This is a genomic window from Pseudoduganella sp. R-32 (genome assembly GCF_049913245.1).
GTDB lineage: Bacteria > Pseudomonadota > Gammaproteobacteria > Burkholderiales > Burkholderiaceae_D > Rugamonas.
In genome coordinates this window covers 5,872,544-5,892,075 of record NZ_CP183987.1, presented here as the reverse complement: position 1 = coordinate 5,892,075, position 19,532 = coordinate 5,872,544, and the positions used below count along the sequence as shown (strand labels likewise).

The following is a 19,532-nucleotide window of genomic DNA, read 5'->3' as shown; positions in this document are numbered from 1 at the left end:
GAGGGCATTTCATCGGCTTGTAAAGTTACCATCGTAAAACAACAACTTTTATATTGAAGGAGACTTATGGATCGTCGGCAATTTATCAAATTGGGCGGCTTCATTACTGTATCGGCTGCCACCAGCGGCCTGGTGGGCTGCGGCGGCAGCGATTACACCCCGCCGGCACCCGGCTTGCCGCCCGCGACCGGCGCCAACTGGAAGTTTCCGCAAAGCGTAGCCTCCGGCGACCCGCGCGCTGACAGCATCATGCTGTGGACCCGCGTGGTGCCTACCTCCCTCGACGACGTGGCCACCGTCACCGTCAGGAGCGGCGTAACGGTGCGCGTGCAGGTCTCCGCGGCCGACAATACGGCATCCCTGGGCGGCAACAAGGCGCTGGAAGGCACGATGGTGGTCGATGCGCAGATCGAGCTGAACGCCGATTTCGATAATACGATCCGCCACAAGGTCACCAGCCTGCAGCCGAATACCGTTTACTTTTACCAGTTCACAGCCGGCGACGTGCGTTCCAACGTGGCCCGCTTCAAGACCGCGCCGGCAGCCGATGCCAGCGTGTCGCAGCTGCAGTTCGCCTACCTGACTTGCCAGGACTGGAGCATCAACCATTGGGGCGCCCTGGATCATATTGCCAAAAATGAAAAACTGGACTTCATCGTCCACCTCGGCGACTACATTTACGAGACCGTGGGCGAGGCTTTCCAGGTTGGCTCGGTCGAATCCCGTCATGGCGCACTGACCCTGCCGGACGGCACTTTCAAGAATGGCAGCTCGGGCGCGAAATACGCGACCACCCTGGCCGACTACCGCTACCTGTACAAGAAATACCGTACCGACACCCGTCTGCAGGCCGTGCACGAGCGCTTCGCCTTCATCGCGATCTGGGATGACCACGAGTTCAGCGACGATTCCTGGGGCGATACCCAGACCTATTCGGAAGGCGAAAAGCACGACACCAACCGCCGCCGCAGCGCCAATCAGGCCTGGTTCGAGTTCATGCCGGCCGACGTCACGCTGGACAGTGCGGCCACCGGCTTCCAGAACATCAAGATCTACCGTGATTTCCAGTTCGGTAAATTGATGCAACTGGTGATGACCGACGAACGCCTGTATCGCGCCGACCACGTGGTGCCGGAGCAGATGGCCAATCCGGCCACAGGCCAGCCGCTGGGCAGCATCGGCGCGCGCTACCTGGTGGCGCAGGACCTGTACAGCGCCGCCGAAGCGCAGAAAGTGGCTGCCGTGGGCGGCTCCGATCCATTGGTCGCCATCAGCATGCTGGGCGCCACACAGCGCGACTGGTGGAAGAACACCATGAAGGCTTCCACCTCGACCTGGAAACTGTGGGGCAATGAAGTGTCGCTGCTGCGCATGGGCCTGAGCGGCACTGACGCCATCGCCACCCTGGTGGCGCTGCAGGCTGTCGCCAAGCTGGCCACCGACATCGGCACCACGGCTGCTACCTCGACCGGCGGCAATGTGCCGGTTGCCAGCGCGATTGTCGGCGCCATGACCGCTGGTGCTTCGGTTTCCGTGGCTGCTGCGGCGGCGACTGCGATCGCCACTTCAGCGGCCGGAGGCGGCGATACCAGCGCGCGCCTGACGGCTGCCGTCGGCGCCGGGCTGAACTCGACCCAGGCCAGCGTGGCGGTGCTGGCATTCGGCCAGGCGGAAAACTCGGCCAAGTCGGGTGGCAACGCTGTTGCCCAGGCTACCGCAGCCGCGCAAGGCATCGCGATCGGCTACATCAAGCCGGATGTGCAGGCCAAGGGCGCAGCATCGGTGTTTGTGCTTGCATCGGGCCAGGCCGCCGCGCTGGCGCCTTATTTCCGCAAGTTCCTGATCAACTGCGACCAGTGGGACGGCTATAACGCCGAACGCAAGAACCTGATGGCGCACCTGAAGACCAACGGCATCGGCAACGTGGTGGCGCTGACCGGCGACATCCATTCCTTCTTCGCCGGCACAGTGAATGACGATTACGACGCGGCGGGCGGCGGCACGCCGGTGATGGTGGACCTGGTATCGGCCGGCGTCAGCTCCGATTCCTTCTTCACCTACCTGCGCGAAGCTTCGGCGAGCCTTGGCAGCCTGGGCACGCTGGTGTCCCTGCCGCTGTCCGTGCCGGTGCCGAACGTCGGCACCATCGCGCTGAACGTCAACCTGCTGGACTACACGATGGGCAAGGTGTCGCCGACCGCCGATTCCCTGGCGACTTCGCTGATGATCCAGTTGCGCGGCGCGCTTGGCGCGAAAGGCGTGCCGGAGGCCGTCCTGGACGCCACCATGGATGCCGTGCTGTCGGCTATCAAGGCCGACTCCAACTTCGCTACCCTGGTCGGCCTGGCGCAGCAGCTGTCCAGCCTGAACAGCAACCCATGGCTGCGTCACGTGAACACCGATGCGCAGGGCTTTACCGTGGTGACCCTGACCCCGGGCTCACTGGTGGCCCAGTTCAAGCAGGTGAACAAGCTGGTTGGCGGCAATGCGCCCGCGACCGTGATCGCCAAGGTCACGACCGCCACCGTCACCGCTGGCCAGGCGGCCGTGGTCGTGTCATAAACGCCGTCAAAACCGGCACAACGGTGCCCGACCCGCAGGGTCGGGCACCTGCATGCGGCCGCCGCAGACCAGTGCCTGACCCTGCGGGTCAGGCACTGACTTGCCGGCTTTAACGGGCCGCCAGCAAGCCTGGCGGCTTGCCGCTACAATGGTGGCATGGAAATAGCCACATCGGAACCGCAGGGCAAACGCGCCGCCTACCTGGGAGGGCTGGCGATTGCTATCGGCGGCGCCGTCCTGTTTTCCACCAAGGCCATCGTGGCCAAGCTGCTGTACCGCTACCACCTCGACGCGGTCACGGTGATCGCCTTCCGCATGCTGTTCTCGCTGCCTGTCTTCGCCGCCATCGCACTGTGGAAGATGCGCACCGATCCGCCTTTGAGCCGCGCCGATGCCTGGCGCCTGATCGGCCTTGGCATGGTTGGCTACTATCTTTCGTCCTATCTTGATTTCCTCGGCCTGCAATACATTACCGTCGGCCTTGAGCGGCTGATCCTGTTCCTGACGCCGACCTTCGTGCTGCTGGGTTCCGCGCTATGGCTGAAGAAGCATATCGGCCGCAGCCAGTGGCTTTCGCTGCTGACTGCCTACGCCGGCATTGTGCTGGTGTTCTTCCACGACCTGCGCGATGGCGGCAGCAACGTGGCCCTGGGTTCGCTGCTGGTGCTGGGTTCCGCGCTGGCCTACGCGCTGTACCTGCTGGGCTCCGGCGAAATGGTCAAGCGCCTTGGCTCGCTGCGTCTGGTGTCGTACGCCATGTGCGTGTCGAGCGCCGCCTGCATCGGCCAGTTCTTTATCCTGCGGCCTGCTGGACTGCTGGTGCAGCCGATGGAGGTGTACGGCCTGTCGCTGGTGAACGGCATCCTGTGCACGGTGATGCCGGTATTTATGACCATGATCGCGGTGCAGCGCATTGGCGCCGGTCCCGCTTCGCTGGCAGGCATGATCGGTCCTGTCTCCACCCTGTTCTTTGGCGCCGTCATCCTGTCCGAACCTGTCACCAGCTGGCAACTGGCGGGAACGGTCCTGGTGCTGGCCGGTATCTATCTGCTGTCGAAAGTGAAAGGTAAAGAGAAATGACGCCCCGCATTGCCCTGATTGCCCACGACAAGAAAAAAGACGACATGATCGCGCTGGCCCGCGAGTACGCTGCCTTCCTGCGCACCTGCAAGCTGTGCGCGACCGGTACCACGGGCGGCCGCCTGATTGCAGAAGTGGGCCTGACCGTGGAGCGCAAGCACTCCGGCCCGCTGGGCGGCGACCTGCAGATCGGCTCCCTGCTGGTAGATGGCCATATCGATGCCATCATCTTCCTGCGCGACCCGATGACGCCACAGCCGCACGAGCCGGATATCAATGCACTGGTGCGCGCCTGCGACGTGCACAACGTTGCTTGCGCTACCAATTTGGCAAGCGCCCACCTGGTGCTGTCGCAACTGCAGGCTGATGCCGCAAAATCGCAGCCTGTCGCATGATTCTTGGCCGGCGCCGCGCGGGCTGGCAATGTAGCGCCCTCATTACAAGATAGAGGAGAGCCTGCATGAAATCCATCCTTGGCGCGATCGCCGCCATTGCTGCCGCATCGGCCACATTCGCTGCGCATGCCGCAGCGTCCTCACTGGCCGGCCATTGGGTCGGCACCTACGGCGTCGGCAATGATTTCAATTTCCTGCGGCCGCACTTTGGCGCGGATGGCAAGGCCACTGTCGACATGCCCGCCTTCGAGAAAAAAGGCCTGCCCCTGGACGCCGTCGCGCAGCAGGATAGGCAGGTGCGCTTCAACCTGCCCGGCCCGGACGGCGTGCTGCAGTTTGACGGGAAGCTGCAAGGCGACCTGCTGGCCGGCAAAGTGAGCCTGAACGGGAAGGAGGGCCAATTTGCTTTCCGCCGCACCCTGGCCGATGATCCAGCCCGTCACCAGCCGCTGCTGGGCGCCTACGAATTCCCTGGCAAGCGCATCGTCGTGCTGTCGGAATGGGGCGACTTCCCGCAAATGTTCTACACCGATATGAGCACGGGCCGCTACGCTTCCATGTTCGCCGAAAGCGAGAACGTGTATTACGCCGGCGCCGGCAACCTGAATCCCGCGGTGCGCGAAACCACGATGCGCTTCGATGGCGGCAAGATGACCTGGCAGCAGGCCGGCAAGAAAGAGGCCGGCCGGCGCCTGCAATTCCGTTCGGAAGAAGTCACGTTCAGGAATGGCGACGTCACCCTGTCCGGCACGCTGGTGCTGCCGGAAGGGAAGGGGCCGTTCCCGGCCATCGTGCTGACGCAGATGTCGAGCCCCGCCCCGCGCGGCGCCTATGCGCTGCAAGCCTATTACTTCGCGGCCCACGGCATGGCCGCGCTGATGTACGACAAGCGCGGCGTCGGAAAATCCACCGGTGAATTCAACAAGGCCACCATGGAGCAGTTGGCCGACGATGCCATCGCAGGTATCGAGCTGCTCGGCAAGCGCAGCGACATCAAGGCCGGCGCGATCGGCACCTGGGGCCACAGCCAGGGCGGCTGGCTGGCGCCGCTGGCGGCGGTACGTTCGCAAAAGGTCGCCTTCGTGATTGCCCAAGCCGCGTCGGCCGTGCCGCCTGCCGAGCAGGAGGTGTACCGCATCGAGAACTCGCTGCGTGCGCAAGGCTTCAGCGAAGACGAAGTGAGGGCCGGCGCCGCCTACCAGGAAAAGCTGATGCGCTGGGTGACCAGCCGCGGCGCGAATAGGGCCGAATTGCTGGCCGCGGCGCGCGCCGGCGAGAATGCGCGCTGGGCCAGCCAGGTCGAAATTGTGCCGGATACCTTGAAGGAGAAACCGAGCGAGACCAGCACGGCCTTTTACAGCTACGATCCGCTGCCGGACCTGAAGAAACTGGAGGCGCCCGTGGTGTACATCCTCGGCGAGAAGGACGCCTTCGTTCCCGTGCATAAGAGTGCGGAATTGTTCCGGCAGACGCTGGATGCGAGCGGCCACAAGGACCACCAGGTCTGGATGCTGCCGCGCGCCGCGCACGGCTTGTGGGAAACGGATCTCGATGGGGGCAGCGCATATATCAATTCCACGCACTGGGCGCGCGAACACTATCCGCGCATGACGCAATGGCTGCGCGAGCGCGGCTTTATCACACACTAGAGGAGTATTGAATGGTCAAGGCGATACGCATGTCCCGCACCGGCGGGCCGGAAGTGATGGAATACGTCGATGTCGAAACAGGGGCGCCCGGCCCCGGCGAAGCGACGGTGCGGCACGAGGCGATCGGCCTTAACTTTATCGATGTGTACTTCCGCACCGGCCTGTATCCGCAGCCGCTGCCGGGCGGGCTCGGACAGGAAGGCGCCGGCGTGGTGGAGGCGGTGGGCGAGGGCGTAAGCCATGTGCGTGTGGGCGACCGGGTGGCCTATGCCGGCCGTCCGAATGGCGCCTACGCGCAGGCGCGCAATATGCCCGCCAGCCTGCTGGTGAAGCTGCCCGATTCTATCGGCAGCGATACCGCGGCGGCCATGATGCTGCAAGGGATGACGGTGCAATACCTGTTCCACAGCGCGACGCCGCTTAAGGCGGGCGACACGATTCTGTTCCATGCGGCGGCCGGAGGCGTGGGCCTGATCGCTTGCCAGTGGGCGCGTGCCTTGGGGGTGAACCTGATCGGCACCGCCGGTTCGGACGAAAAGGTGGCGCTGGCGCTGCAACATGGCGCCGCCCACGCAATCAACTACAACACGGAAAATTTCACTGAGCGGGTGCGCGAGATCACCGGCGGCAAAGGCGTCTCCACGGTGTTCGATTCGATCGGCAAGGACACCTTTATCGGTTCGCTCGATTGCCTGCGCCCGCGCGGCATGATGGTCAGTTTCGGCAATGCGTCCGGGCCGGTCGCCAATTTCTCTCTGGGCGAACTGGCCTCGCGCGGCTCCCTGTTCCTGACACGGCCAGCGCTGGGCAATTACACGGCGACGCGTGCTGACCTCGAGTCTTGCGCGCAATCGTTGTTCGACGTGGTGGCGCGTGGCGACGTGAAGATCGAAATCAAGCAGCGGTATAATCTGGCTGACGTAGGGCAGGCGCACCGCGACCTTGAGGCGCGCCGCACCACGGGTTCCACCATCCTCTTGCCTTGATATCGCTATGACCGACCAGAACCGCCCAGCCGACGATGACGACGGTACCCCGAAATTTGGACGCCTGCTGATCGTCCTGCTGAGTGCCGTAGCCTTGATCGGTTTCATCACGCTTGCCAGCGAAGCCTATTACCGCTGAACTTCAAATACTCGATGTCGAATTTCTTTACACTAAGGAACTTTGCCATTCACATAATTGGCATTACCATGGAGTAATTGCCATTGCGGTCAATAGTTTACTGATGAGTTATTGAGTTTGGCATAATTCTTGCTTGCGTTCCGCCGGGACATTTGAATTTCAAGGAAGAATTATGAAGAACGCAATGTTGGGCAAAGTATTGCAAAGTTTCACGGCCGTGGCGGCCTTGCTGCTGGTGGCGGCCGCCCACGCCGGTCCGGTCAACCTGGTACAAAACGGCGGCTTTGAACTGACTTCCAATGGCAATGGCCAGGTGGACTTCAATACCTCCGTGTCTGGCTGGTCTGCGCCCGGCGGATACAATTTTGTCTTTGCTTCCGGAACCGCAGACACCACCGGTGCCGTGTCCTGGTTCGTTGGCCAGAACGACGTTCCCCTGAAATTGTGGGGCGCCAATAACGGCGGCGCCAACGCGCTGGCAAGCAGCGCCAACGGCGGCAACTTCATCGCCGCCGACGGCGCCTACGGCGTGGTCGCCATCCAGCAGGCGATCAGCGACCTGGAAATCGGCACCACGTATATGCTGCGGTTCGAATGGGCGGCTGCCCAGCAGTGGGGCTTCTTTGGCGAGACCAGCGAAAAATGGAGCGTGAGCATCGACGGCAACACCTTCGAAACCGCCACCTACAACAACCAGAGCCAGGCATCGAGCGGCTGGATGCAGGAGGCGTTCACGTTTACCGCCAAGTCCAGCGGCAGCTTGCTGTCCTTCCTGGCCGCCGGAACGCCGGAAGGCCACCCGCCGTTTTCCCTGCTTGACGGCGTTTCCCTGTTTGCCATCGACACGCCGGACAACGGTACCCCGCCTGCCGAAGTGCCGGAGCCTGCCAGCCTGCTGGTCATGCTGACCGGACTCGGACTGCTGGCACTGGCGCTGCGCCGTCGTCGCCAGCCTTGAGCTGAAGCCCTGCCGTGACAGCCTTGGCTGAACAGGTCCTGCGGCTGGCAGTGTGGCTGTGCGTGCTGTGCGCCATCTTTCTGCCGCTGGAACGCTATCTCGCCGTGCGCCAGGCGCAGCCCGGCGAGCGCCAGCGCTGGCCGGACCTGTTCTATTATTTTGCCAACAGCATGCTGCCGATGCTGGTGCTGGCGGTGCCGCTGGCGCTCGTTGCGCAATTGTCGCGCGCACTGGTACCAGTCGCGGTGCCGGAGACGCTGGCGGCTTTGCCGCTCGCGCTGCGCCTGCCGCTGGCACTGCTGGTCGGTGACGTCGGGGCCTACTGGTCGCACCGCCTGGCCCACCGCTGGCCGCTGCTGTGGCGCTTTCACGCGGTGCACCATAGCGCTGCCCACGTCTACTTCCTGACCAATACGCGCGCGCATCCGGTCGATTTGCTGTTCACGCGGCTGTGCAGCCTGCTGCCCCTCTACGTGCTCGGACTGGCAGGCCCAGGCGCGGCCAGCGCGACGCCGGTCGCGGTAATCCTGGTTGGCAGCGTGTGGGGCTTTTTCATCCATTCGAATATCCGGGTGCGCCTGGGGCCGCTGGAGTGGCTGCTGTCGAGTCCGGCCTTCCACCATTGGCACCATACGCGCCATAACCATGTCGACCGCAATTTTGCCGCCATGCTGCCGCTGCTGGACCGGGTATTCGGCACCCACTACCTTCCGGGCCACTGGCCGGCGGAATATGGTAGCGATACCGCCGTTTCCAGCCAGCTAGGCGGGCAACTCGCCGCACCGTTTTCGCCGGCCATGCCGGCCGTCACGTCAGACCGAACTGAAAGTTGATTTGTCAAAATGCCTTACCAAGAAATTCCACCGAACTGGCGCAGGCTGAAGCGATGACCGGGCGCCGTCGCTTAACCCTGCAAGTCCTTGGGCTGTTTGCCGGCTGGTGGCTGTCGTTGGCGCTGGTCCTGGCTGCTCCCGCGCCTGCGTTGCCTGCGTCAGCCGCGGCCGCGCCAGGCTTCAGCCTTGATCCCTCTTCAGCCTTGCATAAAAAAGCCGAGAACAATAACTGGCTCGGCATCCATGACCAGGTCCAGTCGCGCCACCAGCAACTGCTGACCTCGCGCACGCTGACCATCATGCTTTACCTGCTGTGGGCTGTGATTGCGCTGGTGCTGGTGTACACCGTGCGGCACTATTACTTCACTTTCAACCGGCTGTACGGCGCCCAGCGCCATCCCTACCTGGATGTCGACAGCGGCAACTGGCCGAGCGTGACGGTGCTGGTGGCTGCGCATAACGAACAGGCCGTGATTGCCGATTCGCTGCGCGCCCTGCTGGAAGTAGACTACCCGCGCGATCGCCTGCGCATCATGCCGGTCAACGATCGCTCGACCGACGACACGCGCCGCATCATCGACGAGATCTGCGCCGCACATCCGGGCCGCATCACGCCGTTCCACCGCGGCGGAGGCAAGCCGGGCAAGGCGGCCGCGCTGAAGGATGCGACTGCACAGGTTAACAGCGACATCCTGATCGTGTTCGATGCCGACTATGTGCCGGGACGCGGCCTGTTGCGCCAGCTGGTGGCGCCATTCTTCGACCCGGAGGTTGGCGCCGTAATGGGCAGGGTAGTGCCGCTGAACACCGGCAGCAACCTGCTGACCCGCCTGCTGGACATGGAGCGCTCCGGTGGCTATCAGGTCGACCAGCAGGCGCGCATGAACCTGTCGCTGGTGCCGCAATACGGCGGCACGGTCGGCGGCGTGCGGCGCATCGCGCTAGAAGCAATCGGCGGCTGGCGCGAAGACGCGCTGGCCGAAGACACCGACCTGACATATCGCTTGCTGCTAAGCGGCTGGAAAACCGCCTACCAGAACCGCTCCGAGTGCTACGAGGAAGTGCCGGAAACCTGGCCGGTACGGGTGCGCCAGATCATGCGCTGGTCGAAAGGCCACAACCAGGCTGCTTTCCGCTATGCGGGCGCACTGCTGGCCAGCGACAAGGTAGCGCTACGCGAAAAGCTCGACGGCATGCTGCTGCTGGGCGTGTTTGCCATGTCGCCGATCCTGCTGGCCGGTTGGATACTGGCCATCATCCTGTTCTATTTCGACGCCAACCACTGGCTGACGGGCGTGCTGGCACTGTTCTGCCTGATGTCCTACAGCGCGTTGGGCAACTTCGCCGTCTTCTTCGAGATCGGCGCCGCCGTCTACCTGGACGGCAGCCGCGAACGTATCCGCCTGATGCCGCTGAATTACTTCGGCTTCCTGGTCAGCCTGCTTTCCATCACCATCGCCACCTTCAGGCAGGTGCTGTTCGATGGCCTGTTCCGGCGCAGCCTGGAATGGGACAAGACCGCGCGTTACCGCCAGCCGGAGCCAAGGCCATGAGCTGGATCGTATTGTTTCTTGCTTGCCAGGCGCTGCTGTTCCTGCTGCCCTTGCTTCCGGCGCTGCTTGAATGGCGCGTCCGGCGCGACGCGCAGCCGCTGAAAGTAGTGCGCGACTACGATGGCAATATCAAACACTTCGCCAACCGTTTCCGCCAGTTCCTCACTGAGCAGTTTGCCGAGTTGGCACAGACCAGCGGCTCCGCCACCGTGCCGCGCAACGGCCGGCTGGCAACGGGCGACCGCTACCAGTTGGTGGGCGCCGATGGCAAACCTTCGATCACCGAGCAGGAGCGTGTTGCGCAGGCGGTAGACCAGATGGTGCTGGGTACGGGCGCGCTGGAACTGGGCCAGGGGCTGCTGTACGAAAAGGAAGTGTTTGCCGCCGGCGCGATTCGCACCGGCAGCGAAAACTCGTTCCGCGCCCTGCTGGCGCGCGGCGAGATCGTGCTCGGCGAGCAGTGCGACGTGCTGCGCTGGGCGCACAGCGATACCCGCTTTACCGCCAGCCGCCGCGCGCGCCTGTTCGGCCGGGTGTCTGCCAGCCAGGAACTGGTGCTGCATGGCGACACCCGCTTTGGCCGCATGCATGCGCCGCTGATCCGCTTCGGCGATGCGGCGCCGGCGCCGCTGCCGCAACCGACCAGCCGCGCCACGCTGGAGCGTCCGGCCGTGCTGCTGGACGATGCCGCCGGGCGCTGGTTGGCAGGCGGCGACCTGCACCTGCCGGAAGCCTGTTTCCACCATGGCGACCTGGTCGCGCGCGGCAGCATGACGGTCGGCGCGTACGCCATGCTCGAAGGCAGCGTCAAGTGCCACGGCGACCTGCACATTGGAGCCGGAGCGCGCATCGAAGGTGCAGTGGTCTGCAGCGGCGATATGTTCATTGGCCCCGGCTGTACGATCCGCGGCCCGCTGGTCTGCGAAAAGACCATCCGGATCGATGCCGGCACGGTGCTCGGGGCGGACGGCGCGGAAACCACCGTGACCGCCATTGAAATCCGCGTGTGCGAAGGTGCGGTAGCGCATGGCACCGTGTGGGCGAGGGAGCTCGGCTACGTCGTTCCCTCCACAAGCATTAACTGACACAGGAGCCATTTTGAGCGCAAACAGCATCCTCCTTTGCATGGGCACGCGGCCCGAGATCATCAAGATGGCGCCGGTCTACTACGCGCTGAAGCACGAGGGACTGGAGCCCTTGCTGCTGCATACCGGCCAGCACGAAGACATGGCCGACCCGATGTACCGCTTCTTCAAGATCCTGCCCGACTTCAGCTTGCCGCTGCAGCGCACGTCCGATGCGCTGCATCACCTGTCGGCCATGTTGCTGGAAAAGCTGGGCGCAGCCTTCGAGGCAGTCAAGCCCGCAGCAGTGCTGGTGCATGGCGATACCGCCAGCGCGGCCATGGCGGCACTGGCGGCGTTCTACCAGCATATCCCGGTGGGCCATGTGGAGGCGGGCTTGCGCTCGCACAACCGCTTCAATCCGTTCCCGGAAGAGCAGAATCGTGAGCTGATCGGCAGGCTGGCGGACTGGCATTTCGCACCGACTGAAAACGCGCGCCTGAACCTGTTGCGTGAAAACGTCGGAGGCGACCGTATCCATATGGTCGGCAATACCATTGTCGACGCAGTGCGCCTGGCAACCACCGACCCGGAGCTGGCAGGCAACCCGGATGAATTGTCCAGCGACGAGCTGCGCGGCCTGCAGGAGGTGGCGGCAGGGCGGCGCCTGGTGTTCATCACGGCGCACCGCCGCGAAAACCTGGGGCAGCCCCTGCTGTCGATTTCGACCACGGTGCGCAAGCTGTTGCTGTCTGACGAAGACCTGGTGATCGTCTGGCCGGTGCACAGCAATCCAAAGATCCGGGCGACGGTCGATGAAGTGTTCACCGACCTGCCGGAAGAAGTATCGGAACGCATCTTCCTGACCCGGCCACTGAACTATTCGACCACGCTGCAACTGCTGCGCCAGTCCTGGCTGGTGTTGACCGATTCCGGCGGCATCCAGGAAGAAGCGGCTTGCCTGCACGTGCCGGTGCTGATCCTGCGCGAAACCACCGAGCGGCCGGAACTGGTGGCCAGCGGCGGGGGACGCCTGATCGGTACCGATGGCGCAGCCATTATCGAGGCCGTCGATGCGCTGCGCGCGGACGCCCATGCTTATTCGGCAATGCGTGCCGCCCCCAATCCCTTCGGCGACGGCTTTGCCGCCGCACGCATCAAAGACATCATGATACGGAGTATGAATGACTCGTAAGTTACGCCTGCCTTTCATTGGCCTGGCAGCCTTGCTGGCGGCCGGGCAGCCTACGGCCCAGGCCGATAACACCGGCACGGTTGAAGCAGGGGTGCTGCACCATAGCCTGAGCGACGGCTTTGGCACCTGGAACCAGCAATTCGTGCGGGGCTCGCTGCGGACCTCCGACGCGACGGTGTGGAATGCGGACCTGGTGAATGCACGCCAGTTCGGCGCGCATGGCGCCCTGGTAGTGGGCGGCGTCACCCACGTCTTCAATGAGGACTGGTATGGCAGCCTGGCCGCCAGCCATGGCAGCAGCTTTTTCTTCCCGCAGTCGCGCGGCGACGCGGTGATCAACCGCAAGCTGGGCGACGCCCGCAATGTGATTGCCACCGTCGGCGTGACCGCAGTGAATGCGCGCGACGGCCATCGCGACCGCAGCCTGTTGCTTGGCCTGTCGTGGTACCTGCCGAATGCCTGGGTGCTGCAGGGCGGCACCCGAATCAACCGCAGCAACCCGGGCGGCGTGATGGCCAACGCCAAGTATATTGCCGCGACCTGGGGCTACAACAAACAGCAATACATCGCGTTGCGCTACGATATGGGCGAGGAGGCTTACCAGTACATCGGCGCCGGTTCGGCAGACTTGCTGGTGAACTTCCGCAGCAGCGTCGTCAGCGGCACCTGGCGCAAGTGGCTGGCCCCGACCTATGGCTTCCAGTTGCGCGCGGAGGCTTACCATAACCCTTTCTATGACCGCCGCGGCCTGGAAGCGACCCTGTTCAAGGAATTCTGAGCGTGAAGCAATTGCATGCATTGCAGCGCAAGATCGACGATATGCGCTTTCGCGGCTTCGGCGGCAGCGCGATCCAGCTGCACCGCTCGATGTACCAGATCAAGCTAAGCCGCACCAACCTGCTGGGATCCCTGGCGCTGCCCGCCGTGTTTACCGTCGTGCTGCTTTGCCTGTTGTCGCCGATCCTTGCACTGTGGCGTGGCCTGTTCGAATTCTGGCTGCCACGTATCGCCCCGCAGGGGAGTGTCGCGCTTCGCCAGGTCGACCTGGGTGCCTACTACTTGGACCTGCCGTTTCCGCTGCTCCCTGCCGGAGATCCAGGCGACCAGCTGTGGTGGATCACGCTGGCGGGTTGCGTGCTTGCCTTGCTGGCGACGTTCCTGGTATCGCGCGACCGCTTCCTGCCATTGCAGTACATCGTGCGAGCCTGCCTGCTGGTGCAGGCTACGGCGCTGATTTTTTTCCACTACCTGCCTGGCGAGTTTCCGTATGACTCGGCGCGCTACCTGGGCGATACGCTGACGATGGCGTTGATCTTCCTGTTCATGATGCCGTGGGGACTAGGCGCGACTTACTACATGTTCGGATTTTCGCTATGGCGCAAAGTCGGCTTGACCGTGTGTACGTTGGCCTACTTCGTTGTGGCTTTCCCCATGCAGTACTTGCTGCATGCATATGTGCTGCACCATTTAACGTTGCTGTTCTTGCCGTTGTTGTACCTGGTATTCGGCATCTTCATGGATGTGATGATGTTTGTCGCCCTGTACTCCTGGGGCATGAGCTGGGCGCGCGCGGATGCGCGCACGTAAGCCGCTCATGCGCATGGCTACGACGCTGCTGCTGACCGCACTGGTAGCCTACCTGGCCGTGTGCACCGTGGTGTTTTTCCGCCAGCGCAGCATGATCTACTACCCCCAGGCATTTGAAGGCGGCACTGTGCTGACATTGGGCGGCGGCGTGCGCGTTGGCGTCACGTTGCACGAGCAGCCGGGGCCTTTTGCAGTGATCTACTTTGGCGGCAATGCCGAGGCGGTGGGGTATGGCTTGCCGGAGCTGCAGGCTGTCTTTCCCGGCCAGGCGCTATATTTAATGCACTACCGCGGCTACGGCGCAACGCCGGGCGAGCCGACCGAGACCGGCTTGTTTGCCGATGCGCTGGCACTGTACGAGCATGTTCGCGCCCAGCATCCCCAGGTGACGGTCGTGGGACGCAGCCTTGGCAGCGGCATTGCCACCCGGCTGGCCAGCGTCAAGGCGGTCGACCGGCTGGTGCTGGTCACGCCCTACGACAGCATGGCTGGCGCGGCTTCGCACCACTTTCCCTGGCTGCCGGTACGCCTGCTGCTGCGCGACCGCTACGACTCGGCCAGCTACGCGCCCAAGGTCAACGCCCCGACCACCATCCTCGCCGCCGAGCGCGACGAGGTTATTCCGCGCGCCAGCAGTGAAGCCCTGTACCGCAGCTTCCGCCCTGGCCTGGCCACTCTCCACGTCGTTCCTGGTGTGGGTCACAACGACATCTCACTGCGCGACGTTATTGGAAAGTAGCGAGCTTGGCGCGGATAGCGGTCCCGACCGAGATCTGCGGGTTCGAATAGCCGTCGTCCTTGCCCGCCTCCACTTCGCGCTTGCGGATGACTTCCCGGGCAGCGGCATGGGCTTGCTCAAAGGAGCGCGTGTGGGTGCGCAGCTGTTCGTCGAACATGGCGCGGCCGAAGAAGGTCAGCTCCGACTTGTAGCCGCAGCCGTAGGAAGTGTGGTCGGCATCGGCTGCAGTCAGCACCATGGTTGCATCGTCCTTCAGCGACGGAATCCAGCTGCCCGAGAAGCAGGCCGACACTGCAATTACGCGATTCCGGATGCCCGCTTCATCCAGCCACTTGCGCAGCATGGACGGGGTCAGCTCGGTCAATTCGAACGGCCAGAAGTCCGCCGCCAACTGGCCTTCGCGCGCGCCGTGCGAAGTCAGGTAGATGAACAGCACATCTTCGTCCTTGTCCATGGTACGCGCCACGCTGCGGATCGCCTTCTGCAGGTTCACGGTGGTGGCCCAGGGCAGTTTTTCGGCAGTCTGGAAATGGTTCACCAGCTGCAGTGTGCGGCCTTCCGTGCCGAAGCGCTGCGACATCACGTCCGCCACCATCTGGCTCTCGCGCCGGAACACCTCATCGCCGTAAGGCGCGAAGGTCAGCGCATACATGTCGACCTTGCCCGGGCGCTGCGGCGCCAGCCCTGCCAGTTGGCGCGACAACAGCACCGGCTGCGACTCCATCAGTTCCGCGGTCAGCTTCAGGTAGCGCGACGATTCCTCGTTGTTGGCTTCCTGCTTTTTCGGATACCAGAAATCAGGCTGCTGGGTGGCTACACCCAGCGCCACGACGCCCGCCATCATGCCCGCTGCGAACGCCAGCGGCCAGCGCCGACCGCGTCCGCCGCGCGCCAGCAGCACAAGTTGCGACAGGATCATCAGGGTGACCGGAATCCCCCAGGCAATCCACGCGCCCCATTGCCCCAGGTAGCGCACCGACCAGGCTTCAGACCCGCCATCAAGCATGGCAGCAAAGCACAGGTCAACAAACAGCTCCAGCCAGACGGTCTGCGCCAGCAGCAGGGTAGTCAGCAGCGCCAGGTCCGGCGCCGCGCCGGGACGCCCGCTCGGCCCTGTTCCACGTGTCATCAGCGCATAGAAGGGCAGCAGGGCGAAAGGCAGCCAGCCGTAGGCGATGGCCTTCCAGTAGAAGATCGCCGGTCCCTGGATATACAGGCGCTGGAACGATAAGGAGATCGCCAGCACCAGCAATACCAGGGCCGCGACGACGCCCGGTCCGGTGGACAGGCCTTCCCAGCGCGGCGAACGGAAAAAAGCGGTGGAAGCGCCTTCGCGCAACCACCGCCCGATCGATTTGACGGCGTTATTGGAGCTCAAGATCTACGCGCTTGGCCTTTCCGCTTTCGCCCGGGAAGCCGGTGAAGGCGCTTTGCACCAGGGCGGGCATGACCAGCGGCGTCGATTGCTTGCGGCTGGTGTTCTGCACCGTTACGTCATACAGCTTCTTGCCCTGCAGGTTGTTGATGGTGACGCGCAAGTTGCGGTCATAGTTATGCTGGATGGTTTCGCGGAATTCCATCGGGCCCCACATCCACGGATCGTAGTATGGGCGGTAGAAACCGTAGTAGCGATAACGGTAAGGGTAGTAGCCCCAGCGCGGGTAATAACCCCATGGGCCGGGACCATACATCCACGGGTCGGTCGCCGTCAGGACCTTGACCGGGCGGTCGATGGTGCTGAACTGCATGCCGACGCGCAGCTTGGCGTCCTTGGTGCTGGCGGCCTGGCTGAAGCCCAGCTTGGCCAGTTCACCGCTGACCAGGTTCTGGTAGCTGCGGTATTCCAGCGTATCCTCGCCCGGCGCCGGTGTTTCGAAGGTATACGATTTGTCCTGCATGTCGCTCGGCCACTCGTGGAACACCGTGACGTTGCTGTGCAGGGTAGTGGCACAGCCGCTCAGCAACAAACTGGTGGCCGCCACCAAAATGGCTAGCGCTTTCATGGCAACACTCCTTTTATACTCATAGGCCAGTTTAATCCGGCAACATGCGTTTCACCTAATTATTACAGAATGTTACCCCCGCGGGGAGAGCGGAAAAGAATCGGGCGTGCCCGGCTTCCGGTATTGGTAAAATAGTCTTCTTTGTCCTCGCTCGCCCAAACCATGCGTACCGACAGCCCGCAAACGATCTATCGTAAAGACTACACCCCGCCCAGCTACCTGGTGGAGACCGTGGAACTGGGCTTCGACCTCGATCCCGCCTGTACCATCGTCGCCAACCGCGTGCAGCTGCGCCATAACCCGGACAGCAAGAGCCACGACCTGGTGCTGCACGGCGAAGCCATTGAGCTGATTGCCCTGCGCATGAACGGGATGGTGCTGAACCCAAACCAGTACATTATTGGCAACAACACCCTGACCATCCGTAACGCGCCGGTCAATGTGCTGCTGGAGATCGAAACCACCTGCGCCCCGGTTGAAAACACCACGCTTTCGGGCCTGTACACCTCGGGCAGCGGTTTCTACACTCAGTGCGAGGCCGAAGGCTTCCGCCGCATCACCTACTTCCCGGACCGTCCGGACGTGATGGCGCGCTACACCGTGATGCTGCGCGCCGACAAGGAGCAATACCCGGTCCTTCTCTCCAACGGCAACCTGCTGGAAGAGGGCGAGCTCGGTGACGGCCGCCACTATGCCAAGTGGGAAGACCCGTTCAAGAAGCCGTCCTACCTGTTCGCCCTGGTGGCAGCGCGCCTGGTGTGCCAGGAAGAGAAATTCAAGCTGAAGTCGGGCCGCGAAGTGCTGCTGCAGGTGTGGGTGGAAGAGGGCAACCTCGACAAGACCGACTACGCCATGCAGTCGCTGAAGAATTCCATCCGCTGGGACGAGGAACGCTGGGGCCTGGAGCTGGACCTGGACCGCTTCATGATTGTCGCCGTGAGCGACTTCAACATGGGCGCGATGGAAAACAAGGGGCTGAATATCTTCAACACGAAGTTCGTGCTGGCCAACCCGCGCACCGCAACCGACATCGACTACTCCGGCATCGAGGCAGTGGTGGGCCACGAATACTTCCACAACTGGACCGGCAACCGCGTGACATGCCGCGACTGGTTCCAGCTGTCGCTGAAGGAAGGCCTGACGGTGTTCCGCGACCAGGAATTCAGTGCCGACATGATCGGCACCGACAGCGGCCGCGCCGTGACCCGCATCGACCAGGTGCGTACGCTGCGCCAGGCCCAGTTCCCGGAGGACGCCGGCCCGATGGCACACCCGGTGCGTCCCGATTCCTTCGTCGAAATCAACAACTTCTACACGGTGACCGTGTACGAAAAAGGCGCCGAAGTGGTGCGCATGTACCAGACCTTGCTGGGCCGCGAAGGCTTCCGCAAGGGCATGGACCTGTATTTCGAACGCCATGACGGCCAAGCCGTGCAATGCGACGATTTCCGCGCCGCGATGGCCGACGCCAACAAGCGCGACCTGAAGCAATTCGAACGCTGGTACAGCCAGGCCGGCACGCCGGTGGTGAGCGCCAGCGGCCATCACGATGGCGCCAAACAAGTGTATGAACTGACGCTGCGCCAGTCCTGCCCGGCCACGCCGGGCCAGGACAACAAGCTGCCGTTCCACATCCCGGTCGCCGTGGGCCTGCTCGGCCGCGATGGCAAGGACCTGATTTCGACCCGCGTACTAGAGTTGACCGAGGCCGAACAGACGTTCCGCTTCGAAGGCATTGCCGAGGCGCCGGTGCCGTCCATCCTGCGTGATTTTTCTGCACCGGTCGTGCTGGAGTACCCGTACACCGACGATGAATTGCTGCACCTGTTCCGCTACGACAGCGACCCGGTGAACCGCTGGGAAGCCGGCCAGCGCCTGGCCATGGAACGCCTGCTGTCGTTGACCCAGGCGGTGCTGGACGACAAGCCGCTCGAGCTGGACGACACCTACATCGGCGCCTTGCGCGCGGTCCTGACCGACAAGGAGCTGGATGCCGCCTTCCGTGAGCAATGCCTGATCCTGCCGTCGGAGACGATCATCGCCGAGCAGATGGAAGTGGTGCACCCGCAAGCAATCCACAGCGCGCGCCAGTTCGTGCGACACGCCATCGGTACTGCTTTGCATGCGGAGCTGCTGCAGGTGTATGCAGACAATACAACGCCAGGCGCCTACAGCCCGGACGCCATCTCGGCCGGGAAGCGCGGCCTGAAAAACGTGGCGCTGGCCTACCTGCTGGTGCAGCCGAACGCAGAAGCGGCCAAGCTGGCCGGCGAGCAGTTCGCTGCCGCTACCAATATGACCGATCGCGCCGCCGCCCTGTCCGCCCTGATCCACAGCGGCGCCGACGCCGGCAAGCAGCTGGACGCCTTCTACAAGGACTTCAAAGCCGAAGCGCTGGTGGTGGACAAGTGGTTCGCCATGCAAGGCTCCGCCCCGCACACCAATGTGGCCAAAGTGTGCGAACTGATGAAACATCCGGCCTTCACGCTGAAGAACCCGAACCGCGCGCGCAGTCTGCTGTTCAGCTTCTGCAACCAGAATCCATCGCAATTCCATGCTGCCGATGGCAGCGCCTACGAATTCTGGGCCGAACACGTGATCAAGCTCGACGCCCTGAACCCGCAAGTCGCCGCACGCCTGGCACGCAGCATGGACCGCTGGCGCCGTTATGCGCCGGCGCTGCAAGTCCACATGCGGCACGCGCTGGAAAAAGTCGCCGCCACCACGCCGTTGTCGAATGACGTGATGGAAGTGGTCAGCAAAGCACTCGCAAACTAATTAAGCACAAA

Annotated in this window: 17 protein-coding genes; 15 read left to right on the top strand and 2 right to left on the bottom strand. The window is 63.3% G+C overall.

Annotation, left to right across the window (positions count from 1 at the left end; translation table 11 throughout):
• Window positions 1-66 precede the first annotated feature (66 nt).
• The 14 genes from ACN9MU_RS26930 (at window position 67) to ACN9MU_RS26865 (ending at window position 14,740) form a co-directional block, all read left to right on the top strand.
• Window positions 67-2,562 (top strand): alkaline phosphatase D family protein, encoded by a 2,496-nt coding sequence (locus ACN9MU_RS26930; protein ID WP_426343706.1) that lies wholly within the window; start codon window positions 67-69, stop codon window positions 2,560-2,562.
• Window positions 2,563-2,718: 156 nt separating this feature from the next.
• Window positions 2,719-3,642, top strand: coding sequence for a DMT family transporter (locus tag ACN9MU_RS26925; RefSeq protein WP_426164457.1), 924 nt, complete (start codon window positions 2,719-2,721; stop codon window positions 3,640-3,642).
• Window positions 3,639-4,037: a methylglyoxal synthase gene (locus ACN9MU_RS26920; protein ID WP_426343705.1), complete on the top strand. Its 399-nt coding sequence runs from the start codon at window positions 3,639-3,641 to the stop codon at window positions 4,035-4,037. The genes ACN9MU_RS26925 and ACN9MU_RS26920 overlap by 4 nt, the downstream gene beginning before the upstream one ends.
• Before the next feature lie 65 nt (window positions 4,038-4,102).
• Complete coding sequence (locus ACN9MU_RS26915; RefSeq protein ID WP_426343704.1) at window positions 4,103-5,686, top strand: alpha/beta hydrolase family protein; 1,584 nt, start codon at window positions 4,103-4,105, stop codon at window positions 5,684-5,686.
• Window positions 5,687-5,697: 11 nt separating this feature from the next.
• Window positions 5,698-6,672: a quinone oxidoreductase family protein gene (locus ACN9MU_RS26910; protein WP_426343703.1), complete on the top strand. Its 975-nt coding sequence runs from the start codon at window positions 5,698-5,700 to the stop codon at window positions 6,670-6,672.
• A gap of 7 nt (window positions 6,673-6,679) precedes the next feature.
• Entirely contained in the window at window positions 6,680-6,811 is a 132-nt protein-coding gene (locus ACN9MU_RS26905; RefSeq protein WP_426343702.1) for a hypothetical protein, read from the top strand.
• A gap of 172 nt (window positions 6,812-6,983) precedes the next feature.
• Window positions 6,984-7,769 (top strand): PEP-CTERM sorting domain-containing protein, encoded by a 786-nt coding sequence (locus tag ACN9MU_RS26900; protein WP_426343701.1) that lies wholly within the window; start codon window positions 6,984-6,986, stop codon window positions 7,767-7,769.
• 14 nt (window positions 7,770-7,783) lie between these two features.
• Complete coding sequence (locus ACN9MU_RS26895) at window positions 7,784-8,602, top strand: sterol desaturase family protein (protein WP_426343700.1); 819 nt, start codon at window positions 7,784-7,786, stop codon at window positions 8,600-8,602.
• A gap of 299 nt (window positions 8,603-8,901) precedes the next feature.
• Complete coding sequence (locus tag ACN9MU_RS26890; RefSeq protein ID WP_426323858.1) at window positions 8,902-10,155, top strand: glycosyltransferase; 1,254 nt, start codon at window positions 8,902-8,904, stop codon at window positions 10,153-10,155.
• A complete protein-coding gene (locus ACN9MU_RS26885; protein WP_426319126.1) occupies window positions 10,152-11,240 on the top strand; it encodes a polymer-forming cytoskeletal protein in 1,089 nt (362 codons plus the stop codon). Before ACN9MU_RS26890 ends, ACN9MU_RS26885 begins: the two co-directional genes overlap by 4 nt.
• Window positions 11,241-11,253: 13 nt before the next feature.
• Window positions 11,254-12,414 carry a non-hydrolyzing UDP-N-acetylglucosamine 2-epimerase gene (wecB, locus tag ACN9MU_RS26880; RefSeq protein WP_426164439.1) on the top strand — a complete coding sequence of 387 codons (1,161 nt, stop codon included), beginning with the start codon at window positions 11,254-11,256 and terminating at the stop codon, window positions 12,412-12,414.
• Entirely contained in the window at window positions 12,404-13,192 is a 789-nt protein-coding gene (locus ACN9MU_RS26875; RefSeq protein ID WP_426319125.1) for a YaiO family outer membrane beta-barrel protein, read from the top strand. The genes wecB and ACN9MU_RS26875 overlap by 11 nt, the downstream gene beginning before the upstream one ends.
• Before the next feature lie 2 nt (window positions 13,193-13,194).
• Window positions 13,195-14,001, top strand: a complete 807-nt coding sequence (locus tag ACN9MU_RS26870; RefSeq protein WP_426319124.1) for a hypothetical protein — start codon at window positions 13,195-13,197, stop codon at window positions 13,999-14,001.
• Window positions 13,988-14,740, top strand: coding sequence for an alpha/beta hydrolase (locus ACN9MU_RS26865; RefSeq protein WP_426319123.1), 753 nt, complete (start codon window positions 13,988-13,990; stop codon window positions 14,738-14,740). Before ACN9MU_RS26870 ends, ACN9MU_RS26865 begins: the two co-directional genes overlap by 14 nt.
• Here the strand turns inward: ACN9MU_RS26865 and ACN9MU_RS26860 are convergent.
• On the bottom strand, window positions 14,727-16,118 hold the full coding sequence (locus tag ACN9MU_RS26860; protein WP_426164427.1) for a C13 family peptidase: 1,392 nt from the start codon (window positions 16,116-16,118) through the stop codon (window positions 14,727-14,729). The two genes, ACN9MU_RS26865 and ACN9MU_RS26860, sit on opposite strands and share 14 nt — an antisense overlap.
• The gene (locus ACN9MU_RS26855; RefSeq protein ID WP_426164424.1) at window positions 16,105-16,743 is read right to left on the bottom strand and encodes a DUF4136 domain-containing protein; all 639 of its coding nucleotides are present in this window, start codon (window positions 16,741-16,743) and stop codon (window positions 16,105-16,107) included. Before ACN9MU_RS26855 ends, ACN9MU_RS26860 begins: the two co-directional genes overlap by 14 nt.
• Window positions 16,744-16,905: 162 nt before the next feature.
• Between ACN9MU_RS26855 and pepN the strand changes: the two genes are divergently transcribed.
• Window positions 16,906-19,521 carry an aminopeptidase N gene (gene pepN / locus ACN9MU_RS26850; protein WP_426319122.1) on the top strand — a complete coding sequence of 872 codons (2,616 nt, stop codon included), beginning with the start codon at window positions 16,906-16,908 and terminating at the stop codon, window positions 19,519-19,521.
• The last annotated feature ends 11 nt before the right edge of the window (window positions 19,522-19,532 follow it).